The organism is Gryllotalpicola koreensis (genome assembly GCF_039538185.1).
GTDB classification, from domain to species: Bacteria; Actinomycetota; Actinomycetes; order Actinomycetales; family Microbacteriaceae; genus Gryllotalpicola; species Gryllotalpicola koreensis.
The window spans coordinates 111,523-134,464 of record NZ_BAABBW010000003.1; the positions used below are offsets into that span (position 1 = coordinate 111,523).

16 protein-coding genes and 1 pseudogene are annotated in these 22,942 nt (G+C 69.3%); 12 read left to right on the top strand and 5 right to left on the bottom strand.

Annotated elements, in window-relative coordinates; translation table 11 throughout:
• Nucleotides 1-79: 79 nt before the first annotated feature.
• The 5 genes and pseudogenes from ABD708_RS09110 to ABD708_RS09130 all read right to left on the bottom strand — a co-directional run bounded on the left by ABD708_RS09110 (nt 80) and on the right by ABD708_RS09130 (nt 6,498).
• A complete protein-coding gene (locus ABD708_RS09110; protein ID WP_344753592.1) occupies nt 80-697 on the bottom strand; it encodes a fumarylacetoacetate hydrolase family protein in 618 nt (205 codons plus the stop codon).
• A gap of 290 nt (nt 698-987) precedes the next feature.
• A pseudogene (locus ABD708_RS09115) lies at nt 988-2,703 on the bottom strand (IlvD/Edd family dehydratase); the annotation flags it as partial.
• Between the two features lie 96 nt (nt 2,704-2,799).
• On the bottom strand, nt 2,800-3,903 hold the full coding sequence (locus ABD708_RS09120; RefSeq protein ID WP_344753594.1) for a zinc-binding dehydrogenase: 1,104 nt from the start codon (nt 3,901-3,903) through the stop codon (nt 2,800-2,802).
• A 5-nt stretch (nt 3,904-3,908) separates the two neighbouring features.
• Nucleotides 3,909-5,363 (bottom strand): glycoside hydrolase family 5 protein, encoded by a 1,455-nt coding sequence (locus ABD708_RS09125; protein WP_344753596.1) that lies wholly within the window; start codon nt 5,361-5,363, stop codon nt 3,909-3,911.
• A gap of 97 nt (nt 5,364-5,460) precedes the next feature.
• The gene (locus tag ABD708_RS09130) at nt 5,461-6,498 is read right to left on the bottom strand and encodes a LacI family DNA-binding transcriptional regulator (RefSeq protein ID WP_344753598.1); all 1,038 of its coding nucleotides are present in this window, start codon (nt 6,496-6,498) and stop codon (nt 5,461-5,463) included.
• A gap of 230 nt (nt 6,499-6,728) precedes the next feature.
• Between ABD708_RS09130 and ABD708_RS09135 the strand changes: the two genes are divergently transcribed.
• From ABD708_RS09135 to ABD708_RS09190, 12 genes are all read left to right on the top strand, one after another.
• The gene (locus ABD708_RS09135) at nt 6,729-7,967 is read left to right on the top strand and encodes a sugar ABC transporter substrate-binding protein (RefSeq protein ID WP_344753600.1); all 1,239 of its coding nucleotides are present in this window, start codon (nt 6,729-6,731) and stop codon (nt 7,965-7,967) included.
• On the top strand, nt 7,964-8,875 hold the full coding sequence (locus ABD708_RS09140; protein ID WP_425553270.1) for a carbohydrate ABC transporter permease: 912 nt from the start codon (nt 7,964-7,966) through the stop codon (nt 8,873-8,875). Before ABD708_RS09135 ends, ABD708_RS09140 begins: the two co-directional genes overlap by 4 nt.
• On the top strand, nt 8,872-9,726 hold the full coding sequence (locus tag ABD708_RS09145) for a carbohydrate ABC transporter permease (RefSeq protein ID WP_344753602.1): 855 nt from the start codon (nt 8,872-8,874) through the stop codon (nt 9,724-9,726). Before ABD708_RS09140 ends, ABD708_RS09145 begins: the two co-directional genes overlap by 4 nt.
• 26 nt (nt 9,727-9,752) lie before the next feature.
• Nucleotides 9,753-10,544 carry a ThuA domain-containing protein gene (locus ABD708_RS09150; protein ID WP_344753604.1) on the top strand — a complete coding sequence of 264 codons (792 nt, stop codon included), beginning with the start codon at nt 9,753-9,755 and terminating at the stop codon, nt 10,542-10,544.
• The gene (locus ABD708_RS09155; RefSeq protein ID WP_344753606.1) at nt 10,541-11,701 is read left to right on the top strand and encodes a Gfo/Idh/MocA family protein; all 1,161 of its coding nucleotides are present in this window, start codon (nt 10,541-10,543) and stop codon (nt 11,699-11,701) included. The genes ABD708_RS09150 and ABD708_RS09155 overlap by 4 nt, the downstream gene beginning before the upstream one ends.
• A gap of 48 nt (nt 11,702-11,749) precedes the next feature.
• Nucleotides 11,750-12,787, top strand: coding sequence for a LacI family DNA-binding transcriptional regulator (locus tag ABD708_RS09160; protein WP_344753608.1), 1,038 nt, complete (start codon nt 11,750-11,752; stop codon nt 12,785-12,787).
• 188 nt (nt 12,788-12,975) lie between these two features.
• Nucleotides 12,976-14,622 carry a xylulokinase gene (locus ABD708_RS09165; protein WP_344753610.1) on the top strand — a complete coding sequence of 549 codons (1,647 nt, stop codon included), beginning with the start codon at nt 12,976-12,978 and terminating at the stop codon, nt 14,620-14,622.
• Nucleotides 14,619-15,311 (top strand): L-ribulose-5-phosphate 4-epimerase, encoded by a 693-nt coding sequence (locus tag ABD708_RS09170; protein ID WP_344753612.1) that lies wholly within the window; start codon nt 14,619-14,621, stop codon nt 15,309-15,311. Before ABD708_RS09165 ends, ABD708_RS09170 begins: the two co-directional genes overlap by 4 nt.
• Nucleotides 15,308-16,843 (top strand): L-arabinose isomerase, encoded by a 1,536-nt coding sequence (gene araA / locus ABD708_RS09175; RefSeq protein WP_344753614.1) that lies wholly within the window; start codon nt 15,308-15,310, stop codon nt 16,841-16,843. Before ABD708_RS09170 ends, araA begins: the two co-directional genes overlap by 4 nt.
• A 278-nt stretch (nt 16,844-17,121) precedes the next feature.
• Nucleotides 17,122-20,454, top strand: coding sequence for a LamG-like jellyroll fold domain-containing protein (locus tag ABD708_RS09180; protein WP_344753616.1), 3,333 nt, complete (start codon nt 17,122-17,124; stop codon nt 20,452-20,454).
• Nucleotides 20,455-20,556: 102 nt separating this feature from the next.
• Nucleotides 20,557-21,558 carry a LacI family DNA-binding transcriptional regulator gene (locus tag ABD708_RS09185; RefSeq protein WP_344753618.1) on the top strand — a complete coding sequence of 334 codons (1,002 nt, stop codon included), beginning with the start codon at nt 20,557-20,559 and terminating at the stop codon, nt 21,556-21,558.
• A 101-nt stretch (nt 21,559-21,659) separates the two neighbouring features.
• Nucleotides 21,660-22,922: a sugar ABC transporter substrate-binding protein gene (locus ABD708_RS09190; protein WP_344753620.1), complete on the top strand. Its 1,263-nt coding sequence runs from the start codon at nt 21,660-21,662 to the stop codon at nt 22,920-22,922.
• The last annotated feature ends 20 nt before the right edge of the window (nt 22,923-22,942 follow it).

Consider the following 22,942-nt stretch of genomic DNA (forward strand, 5'->3'; position numbering starts at 1 on the left):
CGCGGGGAGGCGTCTCGATACGCCGCGCTTCGCGCGGCTACTCGACCATCGGTGGGGAGGGCGTGGGGAAGGCGACGGGTCAGCGGCCGACCGTCACCACCGGGTTCGTGAGGCGACCGACGCCGTCGATCTCGATCGTGACCTCGTCGCCGTCATGCAGGGTGAACTCGGCCGGCGGCACCACGCCGGTGCCGGTCAGTACGACGACGCCGTCGGGGAAATCGAGGCCGCGGAACAGCCAATCGGCGAGGTCGTCGAGCCGGCGGGCGAGCTGGTCGGTCGAGGTCCGCTCGTCGAAGACGGCAGCGCCGTCGCGCTCGATGAGCAGACGGATGCCGAACGGCGGCGTCGCCGCCCAGGCGGGCACGATCTCGGGGCCGAGCGCGCACCCGGCCGTGAAGACCTTGGCCTGCGGCAGATAGAGCAGGTTCTCACCCTCGATCGAGCGGCTCGACGAGTCGTTCCCCGGCACGTAGCCGAAGATCTCGCCGGCCGAGTTGACGACGATGCCGAGCTCGGACTCCGGCACGTCCCACGTCGAGTCCGCGCGCTTGCCGACCGGCTCGCCGTCACCGACCACCCGCACGCCCGTCGACTTGAAGAACAGCTCAGGGCGCTCGGCCACGTACACGCGGTCGTACGGGCCGCCGTCGCTCGCCTCCTCGATGCGGCCGTCGCGGCTGCGCAGGTAGGTCACCCCTGCAGCCCAGACCTCCTGTTGGGGGTCGATCGGAGCCAGCGCTCGGGGGCGAGAGCCCAGTGGGCTCTCGCGCGCTGGCTCCCGAGCGGGCTGTGCCCGCGAGGCCGCAGCTTCGATCGCGGAGCGCGCTTCAGAAGAGGACAGCCGCAGCAACTCCGACAAACTCATGCCGAGTGGCGCATATTCGTCCCCAGATCGCACCACCCAAAAGATGTCCCCGTCGAGCTCGACCCGAGCGAGTGCCAGCTCGGGTCGGGCGGGTGCGGCATCCGTCGTCTGATCTGTCATCAATGGGACTCCCTCGTCACTTTCGATCCGCTCGACCCCACCAGGAAGTCGAGGTCGGCGCCGGTGTCGGCACCCTGGACATGCTCGATGTACAGCTTCTGCCACCCACGATCGGCTTTGGCGAAGCTCGAGACCTCGCGATATGCGGGCTTGCGTGCCTCAAGCTCTTCCGCCGGCACCAGCAGCTCGATCTTCCGGTTCGGCACGTCGAGCGAGATGAGGTCGCCGTCCTGCACGAGGCCGAGCACACTGCCGGGTGAGGCCGCCTCGGGCGAGACGTGCAGCACGACGGTGCCGTATGCCGTTCCCGACATGCGTCCGTCCGAGATACGCACCATGTCGCGCACGCCGGCGCGCAGCAGCTTGGGCGGCAGCGGAGTGTTCGCCACCTCGGGCATGCCGGGGTAGCCCTTCGGGCCGCAGCCGCGCAGCACGAGCACCGAGTCGGCGTCGACGTCGAGCTCCGGGTCGTCGATGCGGGCGTGGAAGTCCTCGATCGAGTCGAAGACCACGGCGCGGCCCGTGTGGGTGAGCAGTTCGGGCGTCGCCGCCGACGGCTTGATGACGGCGCCGCGGGGGGCGAGGTTGCCGCGCAGCACGGCGATGCCCGCCTCGTCCTGCAGGGGGTCCTCGCGCAGCGAGATCACCTCGCGGTCCCAGATGGGGTGGTCGCCGAGGAACGAGGTGAGCGGCGTGCCGAGCACGGTGAGCGCGGCCGGGTCGAGCAGGTCCTGCACCTGGTCGAGCACGGCGAGCACGCCGCCCGCGCGGAACAGGTCCTCCATGAGGTACGAGCCCGACGGCTGCAGGTTGACGAGCAGGGGCACCTTCCCGCCGATGCGGTCGAAGTCGTCGAGGCTCAGGTCGATGCCCAAGCGCCCGGCGATCGCCAGAAGATGCACGACCGCGTTGGTCGAGCCGCCGATCGCGGCGAGGGTGACGATCGCGTTGTGGAAGGACTCCTTCGTGATGACCTGCGAGATGGTGCGGCCCTCGAGCGCCATCTCCACGGCGAGGCGTCCAGAGGCATGCGCCGCCTCGAGCAGGCGGCTGTCGGGGGCCGGGGTGCCGGCGACGCCCGGAATGGTCATGCCGAGCGCCTCGGCCATGATGCCCATCGTCGAGGCGGTGCCCATCGTGTTGCAGTGGCCCTTCGAGCGCACCATCTGCTTGTCGAAGCGCTCGAACTCCTGCTCGGAGAGGTTGCCGGCGCGCACCTCTTCGGAGAGCGCCCATACACCCGTTCCGCAGCCGCTCCGCTCGCCGCGGAAGTAGCCGTTCAGCATGGGGCCGCCCGGCACGACGAGAGCGGGGATGTCGACGGATGCCGCACCCATCAGCAGCGCCGGAATGGTCTTGTCGCACCCCCCGAGCAGCACGGCCGCGTCGATCGGGTTCGCGCGCAGCATCTCCTCGATGGTCATCGCGGCCATGTTGCGCCAGAGCATCGCGGTGGGCTTCACGAGCGTCTCGCCGAGCGAGGTCACGGGCAGGTTCACGGGAACGCCGCCCGCCTCCCATACGCCCTGCTTCACGAACTCGGCGACCTCGTTCAGGTGCGCGTTGCACGGCGTGAGGTCGCTCGCGGTGTTCGCGATCGCGATCTGCGGGCGGCCGTCGAAGGCGTGGTCAGGCACCCCGCGCCGCATCCACGCCCGGTGGATGAAGGGGTCGCGCCCCGTGCCGCCGTACCAGTCCTGACTGCGCATCGTCGCGCCCTTTCTGTCGGTAGTCCTATCTTCATCGCGTCGCCGCTTTCGGGCCCAAAATGGCGGTTATAGGCCCGAAACCGGCGACGCACGCGGGGAGAATCACGGGATGAGGATGCCGCGGCCCGGGGCGCCCGCGAGGAGGCGGCCGTAGGCCGCGGCGACCTCGGCGAGCGGCATCCGTTCGCCCAACAAGCGGTCGAGGGGCAGGCGACCCGCCAGGTACAGTGCGAAGATCCGCGGCAGGTCGAGCTGCGGGTTGCTCGAGCCGTAGAGCGATCCGACGACGTGCTTCTGGCGCTGCACCAGCTGGTTGAGCGGCACGGGGAAGTCGGTGTCCGCCGCGCCGAGCCCGACCGCGATGACCGTGCCGCCGGCGGCCGTGCAGTCGAGCGCCTGGCGCAGGGTCGCCGGTCGTCCGATGGCCTCGATGGCCCACGGCACGCCGCGGCCTCCCGTCGCCTCGAGCACGGCGGCCGCGGCATCCGTCTCACGCCCGTTGATCGTGATCGCCGCGCCGAACTCGCGCGCCAGCTCGAGCTTCTCGTCGTCGATGTCGACCACGATGACGGGGTGTGCGCCGGTGAGTGCCGCGCCCATCACGGCCGACAGCCCGACGCCTCCCGCGCCGATGAGGAGCAGCGGCAGCCCCTGGGTCTTCGACGCCACGTTCCAGACGGCGCCGACGCCGGTGATCACGGCGCACGCCGAGATGGCGGCGATCTCGGGCGGGACTCCGTCGGGCACGACGACCGCGGCGTTCTCGTTCACGACGACGCGCTCGGCGAAGCACGAGACGCCCATGAGGTGGTGCAGCTCACCGCCGTCCGGCAGGGAGAGCCGCGACGTGCCGTCGGGCAGCCCGCCGGTCGCCGCCTGCACCTTGCCGAGCTCGCACAGCACGGGGTTGCCGGCGACGCAGGCGTCGCAGACGCCGCAGCGCGGACGCCACAAGAGGGCGACGCGATCGCCGACTTTGATGCGGCCGGATGCCCGTGGACCGAGCTCCTCGACGATGCCCGCCCCTTCGTGGCCGAGCACGAGGGGCAGCGGCGCGGTGAGGTCGCCCGTCATGTAGTGGTAGTCGCTGTGGCAGACGCCGGCCGCCTCGATGCGCACCAGGATCTCGCCGTCGCGCGGCTCGGCGAGCTCGACGTCTTCGAGCCGGGGCGGGGTTCCGGGGGAGCGGAGGACAGCAGCGCGCACCTTCGTCACGCTAGCCCGGCCGGGGTCGGGATGGAGGCTGTGTCGCCGCCCGCCACGAGCTGGTCGCGCAGCGACTCGCGCACGACGCACTGCTCGAACGCGAACGAGTCGGCGAGGGCGTCGAGCTCGTCGTCCGACAGTCCGCGGAAGAGCTCGGCGTACTCCTCGGCGAGCGGCTGCGCGAACAGCAGGTTGTTGAGGACGGTCGCGACCGTGTCGAAGCGGCCCCATGGGTACGGATTCCAGTTCGGGAACTCCCGCGCCGCGAGAGCCTGCACGGCCTCGCTCACCTCGCGCACCCCCTCGCCGCCGAGCCGGTCGCTGCCCCACTGGTCGGCGGCGAGCCGGTTCTTCTTGGCCACGAAGTCGTCGAAGCGGCGCCGGTACGGCGAGTCCGGCGCGACCGAGACGAGGCCCTGGCGGCCGAGGTCCTTGTACATCCAACTGGTCCAGCTCACGTCGAACTCCCGGTAGAGGTCGAGCTGGTCGGCGAGGAGCTGACGGCGCATGGCATCCGTTCGCTCATTGCCCGAATAAATGGGCGCGAACTCGCCCACCATGATGGGCGTGCCGCTCGCCCGTGCGTATTCGGAGCGCTGCAGGAACTTGCGCCGCGCGTACTCGCGGTCGATGTAGACGCCGTCGGTCTCACCCGGGTAGTCGCCCCCGCGGCCGAGGCCAGAGGGCACGTAGTCGTGCAACGAGTACACCGTGTTCGGCCGCGGGTCGGTGGCGTCGAACATGTCGAACTCGGTCGAGTAGGTGTTGCCGTCGAGGAAGATCGCGTGGTCGGGGTCGATCGCGCGCACCGCGTCGAAGAGGCGGCGGTAGAGCGGGCCGACGACGCGGCGGGTCTCATCGGCCGGCTCGTTCATGAGGTTGTAGCCGGCGACCCACGTGTTGTCTTTGTAATGCGAGGCGATCGCCCTCCAGATGCCCTCGACGCGGTCCTGGAAATGCGGGTGGCGCCATAGCTGCGCCTGGTGGGTGTCATTGTCGGAATGCCAGTGGTGGTTCTGCCCGCCGGGCAGCGCGTGCAGGTCGATGAGCGAGTACACGCCGTGGCGACCGGATGCCTCGATGGCGCGATCCAGGTGGTCGAAGGCGTCCGGCTTGAGCTCGAAGGGGCGGGCGTCGTCCTCGAAGTGGTGGTAGTTCACCGGAATCCGGATGAGCGTCATGCCGAGCTCGCCGAGGAACGCCGCGTCGGCCTCGCCGTAGAAGGCCGTGAGGAGGCGGTCGAAGAAGCGGGCGGCGCGGTCGGTGCCGATCACGGCGGCCACCTTCTCGCGCATGAGGGTCTCGTTGGCCGCGTAGCCCGTGATGAAGTTCTCCATGTTGAGCCAGCCGCCGACGCACACCCCCGTGAAGCGGATCGGCCGGCCGTAGCCGTCGAGGAAGCGCGTGCCATCGGTGCGGACGAACTGCGGGGGCTGGCTGGCGTGGCTGGACATGCCCATGACCTCACTGTCACGTGTGCGAGAAAACGAAAAGTTTCGCATCGCGAGAGGGAACTTTCTCGCTGAGTGTCAGGCTAGGAAACCGGCGGTCCGGCTGTCAAGCCGGGGCGGTCGCGGAGCGCGAGGCGCGCGGGGCGCCGACGGTCTGCCCCTCGCGAAGCGAGCAGGCGAGGAGGGTCTGCACTGTGGGCCCGTCCCGGCCCTCCAACCGGGCGATGAGCGCCTCCGCGGCGGCTCTTCCCAGCTCCCACCCCGGTGCCTCGTAGCTCGTGAGCGCTGGGTTCATCAGCTCGGCGATCGCGGTCGACATCGCGATGGTGACGATCGACATGTCCTGCGGGACCCGGATGCCGCGGTGGGGCAGTGTGCTGACGAGCGCAAGGCTCGCCTCGTCGTGCATCGAGATGATGGCGGTGGTGCGGGGTGCCTCGCGCAGGATCCTGTCGGTCAGTGCGGAGATCTCCGGCGCCCGATGGGGGACGCGGAACACTTCGCCGTTGAATCCGCGCTCGGCGATGACCGCGCGAAACGTCTCCTCCGTGCGCAGGGGCGGTGCGTAGCCGGCGAGCGGCGTCTCGCTGAGGTCCTCGAGCACCAGGCTGAAGTCGCGATGCCCGAGCCGCGCGAGGTCGTTTACGGCCATTTCGGTGGAGCGCTCGAAGTCGATGTCGACGTAGTCGATGCCGTCGAGCTCGCGTGTGCGCCCGATGAGCACGAACGGCGCCTCGGCCTCGCGCAGCCGGGTGACGCGCTCATCCTCGAGCTGCACCTCCATCAGCAGCACGCCGTCGGCGGAGCCGGCCTGGATCAGCGATGCGATCTCGGTGCTGACCTCGTCGCTGTGCAAAGGCCACAGCACGAGGCTGTAGCCGTGCTCCCGCGCGGCGGTGGCGGCGGCTGAGACGAAGGCGTGGTGGTTCCGTTGCTCGATCAGCGGGTAGATCAGAGCGAGGACGTGCGAGCGCCGACTGGCGAGGGCGCGCGCCATCGTGTTGCGGCGGTAGCCGAGAGCGTCGATGGCCTGCAGAACGCGCTCCCTGGTCTCCGGCGTGACGGGCTTCGTGTCGTTGACGACGAAGGAGACGGTCGAGATGGAGACTCTCGCGTGGTCGGCGACCTGCTGCATCGTGACCATGGCACGCCTCCCCGCTGGATTCTGTGCCGCAAGTATCGCATCTGATCGATTGCGTTTCGGTAAAGCGCTTGACTTGTTCTGCGCGTGCCGTCAGGCTTGCCGTGCAAGCAAGGCGCCGAAGGTCAGCGAAGACCTCCCGGTCTCTTTTTTTGATCTGTCGGTCAAGCGCTTGACCTGTGCTCGAGCGCGGCCTCTGACCCTTCACAGCACTGACGCAAAGGAGCTCACTCGTGAAGAAGACACGCATTCTCGCGGCGGCGGCAGGTCTCGCCGCGCTCTCCCTCACCCTCGCCGCCTGCTCGTCCGGCTCGGGCAGCGCCTCGGCCGGCGGCTCGAAGCCGACGCTGACCGTCGAGGACTACTTCAACTCGGACCCCGGCATGAGCGGCTGGAACACCGAGTACAAGACCTGCGCGGCCAAGGTCGGGGTCACGGTCACGCCCACGCATATCGCGGGCGCCGCCCTGATCGCGAAGGTGCTGCAGCAGGCCTCGTCCAAGACGCTGCCCGACGTGCTCATGCTCGACAACCCCGACGTGCAGCAGATCGCCGCGACCGGCGCCCTCGCGCCCCTCAAGAACTTCGGCATCACCGCACCCAAGGGCGATGTGCCCGCGGTCGTGAAGGCCGGCACCTACAAGGGGCAGCTCTATGGCCTGGCGCCGGTGATCAACTCGATCGCCCTCTACTACAACGTCGACATGCTCAAGGCGGCGGGCATCACGCCGCCGACGACGTGGGACGAGCTGCAGGCGGATGCCAAGAAGCTCACCGACCCCAGCAAGGGCGTCTACGGCTTCGCCATGAGCAACATCAACACCTATGAGGGCACGTGGCAGTTCCTGCCGCTCTTCTGGACGAACGGCGGGGACGAGAAGGACATCGACACGGCGGCCGCCGCGCAGGCGCTGCAGTTCGACGTCGACCTGCAGAACGACGGCTCGATGTCGAAGAGCTCGGTCAACTGGAGCCAGCAGGACGTCAACAACCAGTTCATCGCGGGCAAGGCCGCGATGATGATCAACGGCCCGTGGCAGCTGCCCGTGCTGAACTCCACCAAGGGGCTGAACTTCGCCAGCGTGCCGATCCCGACGCGCACGGCCGACCAGAAGATCACCTCGCCCCTCGGCGGCGAGACCTTCAATGTCACGAACTCCGGCGACAAGACGAAGATGGGGCTCGCCGCCAAGTTCGTCTCGTGCCTGAACGAGCCGGCTCAGCAGCTCAAGATCGCCGCGTTCTCGGGCAATGTGCCGTCGGATGAGACCGCCGCCGCGACCTGGGGCCAGTCGCACCCCCAGGTGCAGTCGTTCGTCGAGACGGTGAAGACCGCACGTGCCCGCACCGCCGAGCTCGGGCCGAAGTGGCCGAATGCCGCGACGGCGATCTACACCGCCGTGCAGCTCGCCCTCACCGGCAAGGCGAGCCCGGCCGACGCGCTGAAGCAAGGCCAGGCTCAGAACAAGTGAGCGCCCTGACCGGTACCGCCCGACGTCGCATCCACCTCGGGCGGTACCTCACCCGCTGGCTGTTCGTCGCACCGGCGATCCTGTTCGTGCTGGTGTTCTTCGGCTACCCGATCGTCCAGAACGTCGTGATGTCGTTCCAGGACTACACGACGACCACGTTCTACACGGGCGAGGCGCCCTGGGTCGCGTTCGCGAATTACGCCGACATCTTCAGCAACCCGATCTTCGTGACGACGGTGGTGAACACCGCCCTGTTCACCATCGGGTCGATCGTGCTGCAGTTCTCGATCGGGCTCGCGCTCGCCCTGTTCTTCAAGAGGCACTTCCCGCTGAGCGGGTTCCTGCGTTCGCTGCTGCTCCTGCCCTGGCTGCTGCCGCTCATCGCGTCGGCAGCGGTGTGGAAGTGGATCCTCGATCAGGGCAGCGGCGCGCTGAACCAGTTCCTCGGGCTGTTCGGCGTGACGCCCGTGCCGTGGTTGGTGAGCCCGAGCCTGGCGCTGATCGCGGTGATCGGCGTGAACATCTGGCTCGGCATCCCGTTCAACACGACGATCCTCTACAGCGGACTGCAGGCCGTGCCTGAGGAGCTGTACGAGGCGGCGTCGCTCGACGGCGCGGTGGGGTGGCGGGCGTTCTGGCACATCACCTGGCCCAGCATCCGCTCGGTCGTCAGCGTCGTGATCGTGCTCGGCGTCGTGTACACGCTGAAGGTGGTGGACATCATCCTCGGCCTGACCGGCGGCGGCCCGGCGAACTCGACGCAGACGCTCGCGACCTGGGCGTATCAGAACTCGTTCGTGCAGTTCGCGTTCGGCCATGGCGCCGCGATCAGCAATGTGCTGATCGCCGTCTCGCTGATCTTCGCCATCAGCTATCTGTATCTGAACCGCAAGGAGGTCGACGAATGAGCGAGACACGCGCACTGCGGCTCGCGGGGGTTCCGCACCGCGCTCCCGCGCGGAAGTGGCCGATGACGGTGCTCGGGGTCGTGTTCCTCGCGATCATGGTCTTCCCCGTCTACTGGATGATCAACAGCAGCCTGCAGGCGAACTCCGGTGCGGCGACGACCCAGTGGCTGCCGTTCCACCTGACCTTCGCCGGGTATCGCGCGGCGATCACCCAGCAGGGGCAGAACCTGGCGACGAGCCTCATCGTCGCGGTGAGCGCGGTGATCCTGACCCTGATCGTCGCCACCCCCGCCGCCTACGGCCTCGCCAGGTTCAAGATGCGGGGCATGACCGCGTTCGTGTTCGTGCTGCTCATCACGCAGATGATCCCGACGATCGTGATCGCGAACGCGCTGTACACGCTCTTCAACCACCTGGGGCTGCTGAACTCGTACCTCGGCCTGATCCTGGCCGACAGCTCGGCGCAGATCCCGTTCGCGATCATCCTGATGCGGGCGTTCATGGTCTCGATCCCGACGAGCCTCATCGAGGCGGCGCTGGTCGACGGCGCGAACAACTTCAGAGCGTTCCGGTCGATCGTGATCCCCATCAGCAAGAACGCGATCATCACTGCCGCGCTCTTCACCTTCCTCGGCGCGTGGGGCGACTTCCTGTTCGCCCTCACCCTGACGAGCACACCGGCCGTGAGGCCGATCACGCTCGGCATCTACAACTACCTGGGCGCGAACGGGACGACGGCGTGGGGGCCGGTGATGGCCACGGCGGTGCTCGCGTCCGTGCCCGCCGGACTGCTGCTGATCCTTGCGCAGAAGTACATCGCCGCCGGCGCGCTCGGCGGAGCGATCAAGTGAACCGATCCGAACAAAAAGGAGATTCCATGACCAGCACCCGTCCGCTTCGCGTCGTCGTCTGGGGCGAGAACCGGCACGAGCAGCTCGAGCCGCACGTCGCAGGCCTCTACCCCGACGGCATGCACAACGCCATCAAAGCGGGCATCGAGGAGAACCTCGGCGATCGCGCGATCGTCACCACGGCGCTGCTCGACGACCCGGAGCACGGCCTCAGCGAGGAGCGGCTCGCCGAGACCGACGTGCTGACCTGGTGGGGGCACGCCGCGCATGCGGAGGTGTCCGACGAGGTCGTCGAGCGCGTCCACCGGCACGTGCTCGAGGGCATGGGGCTCGTCGTGCTGCACTCCGGCCACTGGTCGAAGATCTTCCAGAAGCTCATGGGCACGACGTGCACGCTGCGGTGGCGCAGCGAGAACGACCGCGAGCTCGTGTGGACCGTCGACCCCACGCATCCGATCGCACAGGGCGTGCCGCACCCGATCGTGATCCCCCAGCAGGAGATGTACGGCGAGCAGTTCGACATCCCGAAGCCGGATGAGATCATCTTCATCTCGTCGTTCACCGGCGGCGAGGTCTTCCGCAGCGGCATCACCTACCGCCGCGGCAACGGCAAGATCTTCTACTTCAGCCCTGGCGACCAGGACTTCCCCGTCTACCACCACAAGGACGTACGCAGGGTGATCGCGAACGGGGTCGCGTGGGCGGCATCCGATCGCCCCAGCCGCGCTCTGCCCACCCTGCTGCGCTATGAGACGGGCGACTTCTTCAACGGCCGCGGCTACCAGGGCGCGATGGCGAACCACGCGGATGCCGAATGAGCGGCTTCCAGATCGTGCAGACGGATGCCCCGCTCCGGGTCGTCCTTGTCGGCGCGGGCAACATGGGCCGGCACTGGCTGGACGTGATCTCGGGGACACCGGAGGTCGAGCTCGTCGGCCTCGTCGACCTCGATCTCGAGCTGGCGCGGGGTGCGGCATCCGATCGCGGGCTGCGCGTCGACGTCGGCTCATCGGTCACGGCCGTCGCCGCAGAGTCCGGCGCCCAGGCGGTGATCGACGTCACGGTGCCGCCCGCGCACCACGCCGTGAACACCGAGGCGCTGTTCGCGGGGCTGCCCGTGCTGTGCGAGAAGCCGATCGCGCCGACGGTCGCCGAGGCCCTGTCGCTCGCGGCGGCGGCCGAGGCCTCTGGGCAACTGCTGATGACGAGTCAGTCGCGGCGCTACTACCCGGTCCTCGCCGAGCTGAAGGCGGCCATCGGCCGACTGGGGCGCATCGGGGTCGTGACCACCGAGTTCTTCAAGGCGCCGCACTTCGGCGGCTTCCGCGACGAGATGGACCACCCGCTGCTCGTCGACATGGCGATCCACGCCTTCGACGTGTCGCGCTACCTGCTCGACGCGGAGCCGGTGTCGGTCGACTGCCGCACGTTCAACCCCGCGTGGAGCTGGTACCGGGGCGATGCCGCGGCCACCGCGGTCTTCGAGTTCGAGGGCGGCACGCGCTACACCTTCGCCGGCAGCTGGTGCAGCCCGGGGCTCGAGACCTCGTGGAACGGGAGCTGGCGGGTGAGCGGTGAACGCGGAAGCGCCCTCTGGGACGGCGAGGGGCGCCCCGTCGTCGAGGCGGTCGGCGAGCCGGCCGCGACGAGGGGGGCTCGCGACGCGTCGCCTGACGCCGAACCGGCATGGACTGCCACGCGGCCCGAGATCGCCGGCGCCCTCGACGAGTTCGTCGACGCGCTGCGCACCGGCCGCACGCCGTCGGGCGAGGTGCGCTCCAATGTGTTCAGCCTCGCCATGGTCGAGGGGGCGGTGCGCTCGGCCGAGAGCTTGCGCCCCGTAGCACTCGATGCGGTGTTCGAGGATGCCTATCGGGCGGCCGTCGCAGGCGAGCGGCGCCCCGACGTGCAGGCCGTTCTCGAATCGTGGGGCTCCGCGGCGGGCGCGCTGCGCGGGAGGGACGAAGCGGCGTGACGACGATCCCGCGCGGTATCGGGCGGGATGCGGGGAAGAATGACAGGGATGCCAGCACCCGAGGAACCTGTCGCAGGGGAGGCGCCGACCGCGGCGCCCGCCCCGGCCAGCATCCGTGACGTCGCCCGCGCGGCGGGGGTCTCACACATGACGGTCTCCCGTGTGCTCAACAACCGGCCGAACGTCAGCGGGGCGACCCGCGAGCGCGTCGAGGCCGCGATCGCCGAGCTGCGCTTCCGCCCCAGCCGCACGGCGCGGGCGCTCGCGAACGGGGCGTCCCGTGTGATCGGCGTCGTCGAGGCGAGCGGCGGCCGCCACTACGGCCCCGCATCGACGATCGCCGCGATCGAGGACGCCGCGCGCGTCGAGGGCTACTCCGTGATGATCGCGGTGACAGGCCCGGACGACCCTGCGGGGGGTGGGGCCGCGGTCATGCACCTGCTCGACCAGGGTGCGGCCGGCCTGATCCTGGTGGGGCCCGGCGCAACGGCCAGCGGAGCGGCGGCCGATGCCGCCGCGGGCGTTCCCGTGGTCATGGTCCACGCCGCTGAGGGCGTCGGCGCGACCCTCGCCGATCAGCTCGAGGGCGGCCGCGCCGCCGCCCGGCACCTGCTCGACCTCGGCCACACCTCGCTCGCGCACCTCGCGGGGCCGGCGGGGTGGCTCGAGGCGGAAGCTCGAGCGCGCGGCTTCGCCGCCGAGCTGGCGGATGCCGGCCTGCGCCCCGTCGCGGAGGCCGTCGGTGCCTGGACCGCCGATTCCGGCTATGCCGCCGGCGCCGGGCTGCTCGCCGTCGGCGGGTTCACCGCCGTGTTCTGCGCCAACGACCAGATGGCGCTCGGGCTGATGCACGCCGCACGTGACGCGGGTGTCGGCGTGCCGGAGGACCTCAGCGTGGTGGGCTTCGACGGCACACCCGAGGGCGCGCACTACGTGCCGGCGCTGACGACGCTGCGGCAGGACTTCCCCGAGCTCGGGCGCAGGGCGATCGCGGCACTGCTCGCACAGCTGGGCCGGGGTGCGACGCCGGGGCCGATGCCCGCGCCGCAGCTGATCGTGCGCGGGTCGACGGGTCGCGTGCGTTGAACGCGGGGTCTCTGGCGGAAGGGATCCGAGAGGGGCGGCGGCGTGTCGCGCACGCTGTGCGGCGTGTCGGCCCGAATCTCTTCCGCTGGGCGGCCGAGCTTGCACGAGTCGCGCCGCCTCAATAGCCTGTTACCGGTAACAACCAGCTGGAAGAACAGCTGCCAGAAACGATGAGGAGATCGCGGTCGATGACGACTGACGAATCGCATGACCGCGCCGCGGCCGACGCGATCGCGCACGGCCGAGCCGCACTCGGCATCGAGTTCGGCTCGACCCGCATCAAGGCCTGCCTGATCGGCCCTGATTTCCAGGTGCTCGCGACGGGCGCGTACGAGTGGGACAACGAGCTCGTCGACGGGCGCTGGACCTACCCGCTCGACGCCGTGATCTCCGGCCTGCAGGCGGCCTATGCGGCGCTCGCCGACGATGCGGAATCCCGTCACGGTGCGCGCCCCGCGACCCTCGCCGGCATCGGCATCTCGGCGATGATGCACGGCTACCTCGCCTTCGACGGCGCGGGCGAGCTGCTCGTGCCGTTCCGCACCTGGCGCAACACCTCGACAGGGCAGGCCGCCGCCGAGCTCACCGAGGCGCTCGGCTTCAACGTGCCGCTGCGCTGGTCGGTCGCGCACCTCTACCAGGCGGTGCTCGACGGCGAGGAGCACCTCGGCCGGCTCGCCTCGCTCACCACACTCGCCGGCTACGTGCACCGGCGCCTCACCGGCCGCAACGTGCTCGGCGTGGGTGACGCCTCCGGCATGTTCCCGATCGATCCCGCGACGGGCGGGTACGACGAGGGCATGCTGGCACAGGCAGACGAGCTGATCGGGCGACGGATGCCTGAACTGAAGCTCGCCCCGCTGCTGCCAGAGGTGCTCCCAGCCGGTGCCGACGCAGGCGCGCTCACGCCCGAGGGCGCCGCCCTGCTCGACCCGAGCGGGGCACTGCGGCCGGGCATCCGCTTCTGTCCGCCGGAGGGCGACGCCGGCACCGGCATGGTCGCCACCAATGCGGTCGCGCCGCGCACGGGCAATGTCAGCGTCGGCACGAGCGTCTTCGCGATGGTCGTGCTCGAGCACGCGCTCGCCGCCGTGCACCCCGAGATCGACGTCGTGACGACGCCGGCCGGCGACCTCGTCGCGATGGTGCACTGCAACAACGGAACAAGTGAGTTGAACGCCTGGGCGGGTGTCTTCGGCGAGTTCGCGGCGGCGCTCGGCATCGAGACGGATGCCGATGCTGTGTACTCCGCCCTGCTCGGCGCCGCGCTCGAGGGCGCCGCCGACGGCGGCGGCGTACTGGCCTACAACTTCCTGTCGGGCGAGCCCATCGCGGGGCTCGAGGCGGGCCGACCCCTCATCGCCCGAACTCCGGGCAGCGCCCTCACCCTCGCCAACCTCATGCGCGCGCAAGGCTATGGCGTCTTCGCGACGCTCAACCTGGGCATGCGGGTGCTCGCCGACGAGGGCGTCGCGATCGACCGGCTGGTCGGGCACGGCGGGCTCTTCCGCACGCCGCTCGTCGGGCAGCGGCTGCTGGCCGCCGCCGTCGACGCGCCTATCGCCGTCGAGAGCTCGGCGGGCGAGGGTGGGGCGTGGGGCATCGCGGTGCTGGCGGCGTACCTCGGGCAGGCATCCGATCGCAGCCTCGCGGACTATCTCGCGAACGAGGTGTTCGCAGCGGGGGGCGCCTCGGTCGTGGAGCCGGAGGCCGCCGATGTCACGGGCTTCGCGCGCTATCTCGAGCGGTTCCAGGCCGGGCTCGACATCGAGCGCGCGGCGGTGGCGACCCTGAACGATGACGGCCGCACAGGAACGGAGAAGGAAGAGGCATGACGACGGACGAGAAGATCCAGGCGGTCCGCGAGGAAGTTGCGGCGCTGCACGCCGAGCTCGTGCGCTACGGCCTCGTGGTGTGGACGGGGGGCAACATCTCGGGCCGTGTTCCCGGCGAGGACCTCTTCGTGATCAAGCCGAGCGGCGTGACCTACGACGAGCTCGCGCCGGACAACATGATCCTCTGCGACCTCGACGGGAACGTCATCCCCGGTACGCCGGGCTCGGACCGCAGCCCGTCGAGCGACACCGCCGCGCACGCATACGTCTACCGGAATATGTCGAACGTGGGTGGCGTCGTGCACACGCATTCCACCTATGCGACGGCGTGGGCCGCGCGCGGCGAGGCGATCCCGTGCGTGATCACGGGGATGGCCGACGAGTTCGGCGGCGAGATCCCCGTCGGACCGTTCGCCATCATCGGTGACGACTCGATCGGCCGCGGCATCGTCGCGACGCTCGAGGGCCATCGCTCGCGCGCCGTGCTGATGCAGAATCACGGCGTCTTCACGATCGGGAAGGATGCGCGCGATGCGGTCAAGGCGGCCGTCATGACCGAGGACGTCGCCCGCACCATCCACATCTCGCGCCAGCTCGGCGAGCCGATCCCGATTCCGCAGGACCGCATCGACGCGCTCTACGACCGCTACCAGAACGTCTACGGACAGAAGCCTCAAGGAGAACTGTGACCACGCCATTCGCGACCGCTGCGCCGTTCAAGGACTTTGACGAGCTCGAGGTCTGGTTCTTCACCGGGAGCCAGGGCCTGTACGGCGAGGAGACCCTGCGGCAGGTCGCCGCGCAGTCGCAGACCCTCGTGGCGACGCTCGATCAGGCATCCGCCGTGCCCGTCAAGATCGTGTGGAAGCCGGTGCTCACCGGGGCCGACGAGATCAGGCGCGCTGTGCTCGACGCGAACTCCGACGACCGCGTGATCGGCGTCATCACCTGGATGCACACCTTCAGCCCCGCGAAGATGTGGATCGCCGGGCTGCAGCTGCTCGCGAAGCCCTTGCTGCACCTGCACACCCAGGCGAACGTCGAGCTGCCGTACGGCGAGATCGACTTCGACTTCATGAACCTGAACCAGGCGGCGCACGGCGACCGCGAGTTCGGGTACGCGCTGACGAGGCTCGGCATCCGCCGCAAGACCGTCGTCGGGCACGTCACCAACCCGCGCGTGCAGGAGCGCGTCGCCACCTGGGTGCGCGCCGCTCTCGGCCGGCGCGCCCTCACGACCCTCAAGGTCGCGCGCTTCGGTGACAACATGCGCCAGGTCGCGGTCACCGAGGGCGACAAGACCGAGGCGCAGGCGAAGCTCGGCGTCGAGGTCAACACGTGGGGCGTGAACGAGCTGGTCGCGCGCGTTGATGCGGCGACGGATGCCGAGATCGGCGCCCTCGTCGACGAATACCTCGCCGCGTACGACGTGGCCCCTGAGCTGCTGCCCGGGGGTGCGCGGCACGCCGCGCTGCGCGACGCCGCGGCGATCGAGGTCGGGCTGCGCTCCTTCCTCGAGGAAGGCGGCTTCGGCGCCTTCACCGACACCTTCGAGGACCTGGGCGGCCTGAAGCAGCTGCCCGGCCTCGCGGTGCAGCGGCTCATGGCCGAGGGCTACGGCTTCGGCGCGGAGGGCGACTGGAAGACGGCCGTGCTCGTACGCGCGGCCGCCGCGATGGGGGCCGGCCTGCCGGGCGGCGCGAGCCTGATGGAGGACTACACCTACGACCTCGTCGACGGGCGCGAGGCGATCCTGGGCGCCCACATGCTCGAGGTGTCGCCGTCGCTGACGAGTGCCCGACCGTCGCTCGAGATCCACCCGCTGGGCATCGGCGGCAAGGACGACCCCGTGCGTCTTGTGTTCACCGCCGACCCGGGCCCGGCGATCGTCGTCGCTCTCGCCGATCTGCGCGACCGCTTCCGGCTGACCGCCAACGTGGTCGACATCGTCGAGCCCCGGGCGCCGCTGCCCCATCTTCCGGTGGGGCGTGCGGTGTGGCATCCGCGCCCCGACTTCGAGACATCGGCGACGGCCTGGCTCACGGCGGGCGCCGCGCACCACACGGTCATGTCGACGGCCGTGGGGCTCGAAGCATTCGAGGACTTGGCACGGATGCTGGGCATCGAGCTCTTCACGATCGACGAGAACACCCGTGCGCGCGACATCGAGAACGTCGCGCGCTGGAACTCGGCCTACTGGCGCCTCGACGGCCGCCCCTGAGGCGCGCTACAGCTGCGTGTCAGCGCGCCTCGCACTGCGAGCGCGCCCATCCGCAGCTGTAGCGCGTCTGCGCGTCTGTGCGCGACCGCCTGGCCACGCGCTCACATGAAGCGGTTAATCGAATCGGTTCGCCTCATTCCTTGACCTGTGCTAACGGCGGTACTAACTTCGGCGCTAAGTCAATCCCCTCCAACGCAGTTCGCCGTACACCGCAGTCCGGCGCACTGTCGAACCGGTTCGATTGATCTCGTGAAGACCGACAACAACGGAGTTAGAACATGTCTCAAGCAATCGGCCGGCGATGGTCGCCGACCTGGTGGTCGGCGACGCCCGCGGCGAAGACCACCGCGGCGATCAGCGCGATCGCCTTGATCGCCGGGGGCGCGGCGCTCGCCACGGGCGCACCTGCCCACGCCGCCACCCTGACACCCCAGACGCTGACCGTGCACGCGGATCAGCCCTTCCGCTCGGTGACCCACGTGGCGACCGGATCGCTCTACGGGCTCGCCACTGCCACGACCCCCTCGGACGCCCTCGTCGAGCCGATCAAGCCGAGCGAGTTCGTGCTCAAGCCGGCCGGCGGCAAGCAGCAGCCGACGGGCGACATCCTGCAGGTCGACCCCGAGGCGGAGAAGGCGGGGGCGAAGGTCGTCGACCGGCTCTCGGACTACTACGCGGGCTGGCCGTACCAGTTCAGCTGGAGCAACTGGTTCCAGGTCGTCGACGACCAGATCGCCCAGGTGAAGGCATCCGGGATCACGAACCTCGCGGCGTACGCGCCGTGGAACGAGGCGGACAACACATGGCTCGCCTCGAACGGCACCTTCGAGGACTTCTGGACCAAGACCTACAACGAGATCCGCCGTCTCGATCCGACGACGCCGATCCAGGGCCCGAGCCTCTCGGACAACATCTCCGACATGCAGAACTTCCTGCAGAACGCCGTCGCCACCAACACGGTCCCCGACATCCTGGCCTGGCATGAGCTCGAGAGCTCGAGCAAGATCGCTGGGGACATCGCGAAGGTGACGGCCATCGAGAAGTCGCTCGGCATCGGACCGCTGCCGATCGACATCGAGGAGTACGCGGCGCCGGCCGAGGTCGGCATCCCCGGCGATCTGGTCGGCTACATCGCCAAGTTCGAACGCGACGGCGTGAGCAACGCCGAGCTGGCGTTCTGGAACCAGTCGGGTGCGCTCGGCGACCTGCTCACCGGTCAGGGCGGTCAGCCCAACGGCGCGTACTGGCTGTACACGTGGTACGCCGACATGACCGGGAACATGGTCACGACGACTCCGCCCGATGCGAACGGCTTGTTCGACGCGGCGGCGGCGGTGACGCCCGACAAGAAGGAGCTCGACGTCATCACCGGCGGCGCGACCGGGCCGACGTCGATCAACATCGACGGCCTCGACAAGCTCGCCGTCGGCAGCAAGGTCGATGTGAAGCTCGAGTACACGCCGTCGCACGGGCGCACCACCGCGGTGGCCGGCCCGACGACGATCTCGGACACCACGTATCAGGTGGGCTCCGACGGCTCGATCAGTGTTCCGCTCGTCATGAACCCGGCCTACGGCTACCACGTCGTCGTGACACCGGCTTCATCGAACTCGACGTCGCTCGCCGGGGTCTACACGATCACCAACCTGAACAGCGGGCTCGCCCTGGACACCGCCGGCTCGGGAACGGCGCAGGGCACGGATGCCGTGCAGTCGGCCCCCACGGGAAGCGGCACGCAGACCTGGAAGCTCGTCGACGCCGGTTCCGGCCTGTACAAGGTGCAGAACAGCGCAAGCGGCCTGCTGCTCGGGATCACGGATGCCTCCACCAGCGGTGGCGCCGCCGCCCTGATCTGGGGTGACAGCGGAACCAGCGATCACCTCTGGCAGCTGATCCCCGACGGCAAGGGCGACTACCGGCTGGCGAACTACGGCACCGGGCTCGTGCTCGCCGTCAGCGGCATGAGCACCAGCGCGGGGGCCCCCGTCGTCCAGTGGCCGGACGGCTCGGCGACCAACGCCTGCACAGCCGGCGGGCCGCGCGTGCCAGGCAAGATCGGCACGGCGCTGAGCTTCTGCAACACGGCGTCGTACGTGAACCTGCCCCCCGGCGTCACCGGCGGACTGACCGGGGACTACACCGCCTCGATCTGGGTGAACCCCGCCGCCAACACGCAGTGGTCGCGCGTCTTCGACATCGGCACGGGCACGGGCGCATACATGTTCCTGACGCTCAACGCCGGCAGTGGGCTGCGCTACGCGATCACCACCGGCGGCGCAGGCGGCGAGCAGCAGATCAACGCCTCGAGCACCTTGCCGGTCGGGCAGTGGTCGCTCGTCACCGTGACGGTCTCGGGCACAACGGGCACGCTGTACGTGAACGGCAAGGCCGTCGGCACCAACACCGCGATGAGCATCCACCCCTCCGCCTTCGGCACGAGCACGCACAACTACCTTGGCAAGTCGCAGTACGGGGGTGACCCCGCGCTCAACGCGACCATCGACGACTTCAACCTCTACGATCGCGCGCTGAGCGCGAGCGAGGTGGCGACGCTCGCCGGGGGCACCGCAGGATCGGGCGATGTCGTGCACTACGCCTTCGACGAGACCGGCGGCACGACCGTCGTCGACTCGTCGGGAGCGGGACGCAACGGCACCATCACCGTCGGCTCGGCGAGCACGGGCACGACGTCGGCGACGGATGCCGCAACGGCTGACCACTTCTGGACGCTGCACACGGTCAGCGCGCCGGCTGCGCCGGCGGCTCCGAGCGCAGCGGTGGCCGGCACCTCGGTGCAGGTGCAGTGGGCCGCGCCCACTGACAACGGAGGCAGCGTGGTGACGGGCTACAAGGTGTACCGCCAGGGCACCGACGACCCGGTCGCGACGGTCGACGGCGGCACCACCTCCGCGACCATCGCGGGCATCTGGCCCGGCGACACCGCACAGTTCGCGGTGACGGCGGTCAACGCGGCCGGCGAGGGCGCGAAGTCGGCGTGGAGCAATGCGGTCACGATCCCGGACGGCGCGACGAGCGCACCGGGGAAGGGCCAGCTCTCGGACGACAACGGCTGGGACACCGGGCTGCACGACGGCTCCTACGACGTCACCATGAACCTGTGGTGGGGTGAGACGGGGTCGATCTTCCGGCTCTATGAGAACGGGACGCTGATCAGCACGAAACAGCTGAGCTTCAGCGGCGTCGGCCAGCAGTCCGTCTCGATCCCGGTGTCGGGCAGGACCAACGGCAGCTACGTCTACACCGGCGAGCTCGTCAACAGCCAGGGCACGACGGCGACCGGTTCGGACACCGTCAAGGTCACGGACGCGAACCCGGCGAAGCCGGTGCTGAGCTCGGATGACTACGACCACGACGGCACGTACACCGTGACCGCCGACCTCTGGTGGGGCACCAACGCGACGTCGTACACCTTCTATGAGAACGGCACGGCGGTCGGCAGCGGCGACCTCACCGCGAACACCCCGGGCGCGCAGGAGGCGAAGCTGGCCGTGAGCGGCAAGCCCCTCGGCTCCTACGTCTACACGGTCGTGTTCAGTAACGCGGCCGGCGCCACGACGAGCGACCCGCTCACCGTGAAGGTCACCAAGTAATCACAGCTGCAGCGGGGGCGGCCCGACGGCCGCCCCCGCTGTTGCGCCCGAGCGAGGCGCTCGCTACTATCAATCGAACCGGTTCGACGAGGAAGAGGCGAGATGACGACGATCCAAGACGTGGCGCGTCACGCGGGCGTCTCGCGCAGCACCGTCTCGTACGCCCTCTCCGGCAAGAGAACCATCTCGCGAGAGACGCGGGAGCGCATCGAGGCGGCGATCCGCGAACTCGGCTTCACCCCGAACGCCGGGGCGCGGGCGCTCGCCACGTCGCAGACCCTCGTCATCGGCCTGTTCGTGCACTTCTTCCAAGACGAGTTCTCGCCCGCCATGCTGCAGTACGTCCTGCCGATCTCGGATGCTGCGCGCGAAGCCGGCTACGACATCCTGATGGTCACCGAGACCGACGGCCCGAAGGCGCTCGAGCGCATCTCGAACTCGAACATGGTCGACGGCGTCATCCTGCTCAACGTCGCTCACGAGGACCCGCGCCTTCCGGTGATGCGGAAGATCCATCAGCCGGGCTCGATGGTCGGCCTCCCCAAGAACACGGAGGGCTTCGACGTCTTCGACCTCGATTTCGAGGAGTCGGGCCGCGTGCTGGTCGATCACCTCGCCGAGCGCGGCCACCGCGAGATCGTCTTGATCACGCCCCGCAAGGACGTCTACGACCGCGGCGGGGCATATGCCTGGCGGTTCCAGAACGCGGCACTGCAGCGCGCGGCCCAGTACGGAATCCGCGTGCACTGGTTCCACGGCGAGACGCAGCAGCCCGCGGTCAACCAGCAGATCGGCGAGATCCTCGACGCGGGGCTTGGCACGGCGATGATCGTGCACAACGACGCCGTGATCGCAGCGCTGCCGGCGGTGCTGCATGAACGCGGCATCCGTGTCCCCGACGATCTCTCCGTCGTCGGGATCTTCTCGGAGGACTTCGGCCGGCTGTTCAACCTGCCGTACACGGCGGTGGAGACCTCGCCGGACAAGCTCGGGCGCCGTGCGGTGCAGGCGCTCGTGCAGCAGATGCTCGACGAGAGCGGCAGCACGCCGAACCGCGTCGAGCTCATCGCACCGCAGATCGTCGACCGGGGAAGCACGAAATAGTCGTCGCAGCCCAGGCGCTTCTTCGTGACCACGAGTCGAACCGGTTCGAATCACACCCACAACTTCACAGCCCCACCTGCACCATTCAGAGAGGAATACCCGTGCAAACAACACGAAAGGCGCGCGCCGTCGGTGTCGCGCTCCTGTCCGCAGGCGTCATCGCCGCGGCACTCACCGGCTGCTCCAGCAACGGCAGCAACGACAAGGGGTCGTCCGGCGGCAGCGCCGGCGGCACCTACACCTTCTGGGACCCGTACCCGCAGTATGACGCGAGCTCCGACTGGGCCAAGCTCATCGACCAGTGCGGCACGGATGCCGGGGTGACCGTCAAGCGCACCGGCTATGACACCAGCGACCTCACCAACAAGGCGCTGCTCGCGGGCCAGCAGAGCAAGTCGCCCGACATCCTGCTCGTCGACAACCCCGTCGTCTCCACGCTCGCCGATGCGGGCATCCTCACCGACACGAAGGAGAACGGCCTGTCGACCGGTCAGATCGCCGAGAACATCCTCGGCGCCGGCGTGCAGGGCGGAAAGACCTACGGCGTGCCGATCGGCGCGAACACGCTCGCGCTCTACTACAACCCGAAGGTCCTGCAGGCGGCGGGTGTCGACCCGGCATCCATCACCAGCTGGGACTCGCTGACCGCGGCACTCGCCAAGGTCAAGGCGGCGGGCAAGAAGGGCATCACCTTCGCCGGCATCAACACGGAGGAGGGCTCGTTCCAGTTCCTGCCGTGGTTCTGGGGCGCGGGCGCCGACCTGACCAAGCTCGACTCGAGCAAGGCCGAGGCGGCGCTGTCGCTCTGGGCCGGCTGGATCAAGGACGGTTACGCGCCGAACTCCGTGATCCAGGACACGCAGACCACCAGCTGGCAGGAGTTCCAGACCGGTGACTTCGCCTTCGGCGAGAACGGAACCTGGCAGAAGGCCGCTGCGGCGCAGATGGGCGCCGGCGTGATCACGATCCCCGCCCAGAGCGGTGGGGCGGCGCCGGTGCCGACGGGCGGCGAGTTCTTCACAATCCCCGTCCAGAAGGACACGGCCCGCTACAAGACGAGCGCGAAGATCATCGAGTGCCTCTCGCAGGGCGACAACATCGTCAAGACGGACACGACGCTGAACTACATCGTCGCCAGCAAGGCGGGGCAGGCCAAGCAGCTCGCCGCCGACTCGAGCCTGAAGACCTGGATCGACGCGGTCGGCGTGGCGAAGGCCCGCACCGGCGACAACCTCGGGACGAAGTACCCGGTCATCTCGCAGCAGCTGTGGACCGCCGTGCAGAAGGCGGAGAGCGGCGCCGCGTCGCCCTCCGCGGCCTTGAAGGCGGCGCAGGACGCCGTCGACACGAAGCTCAACAAGTAAGCACCCGAGTAACGGATCAC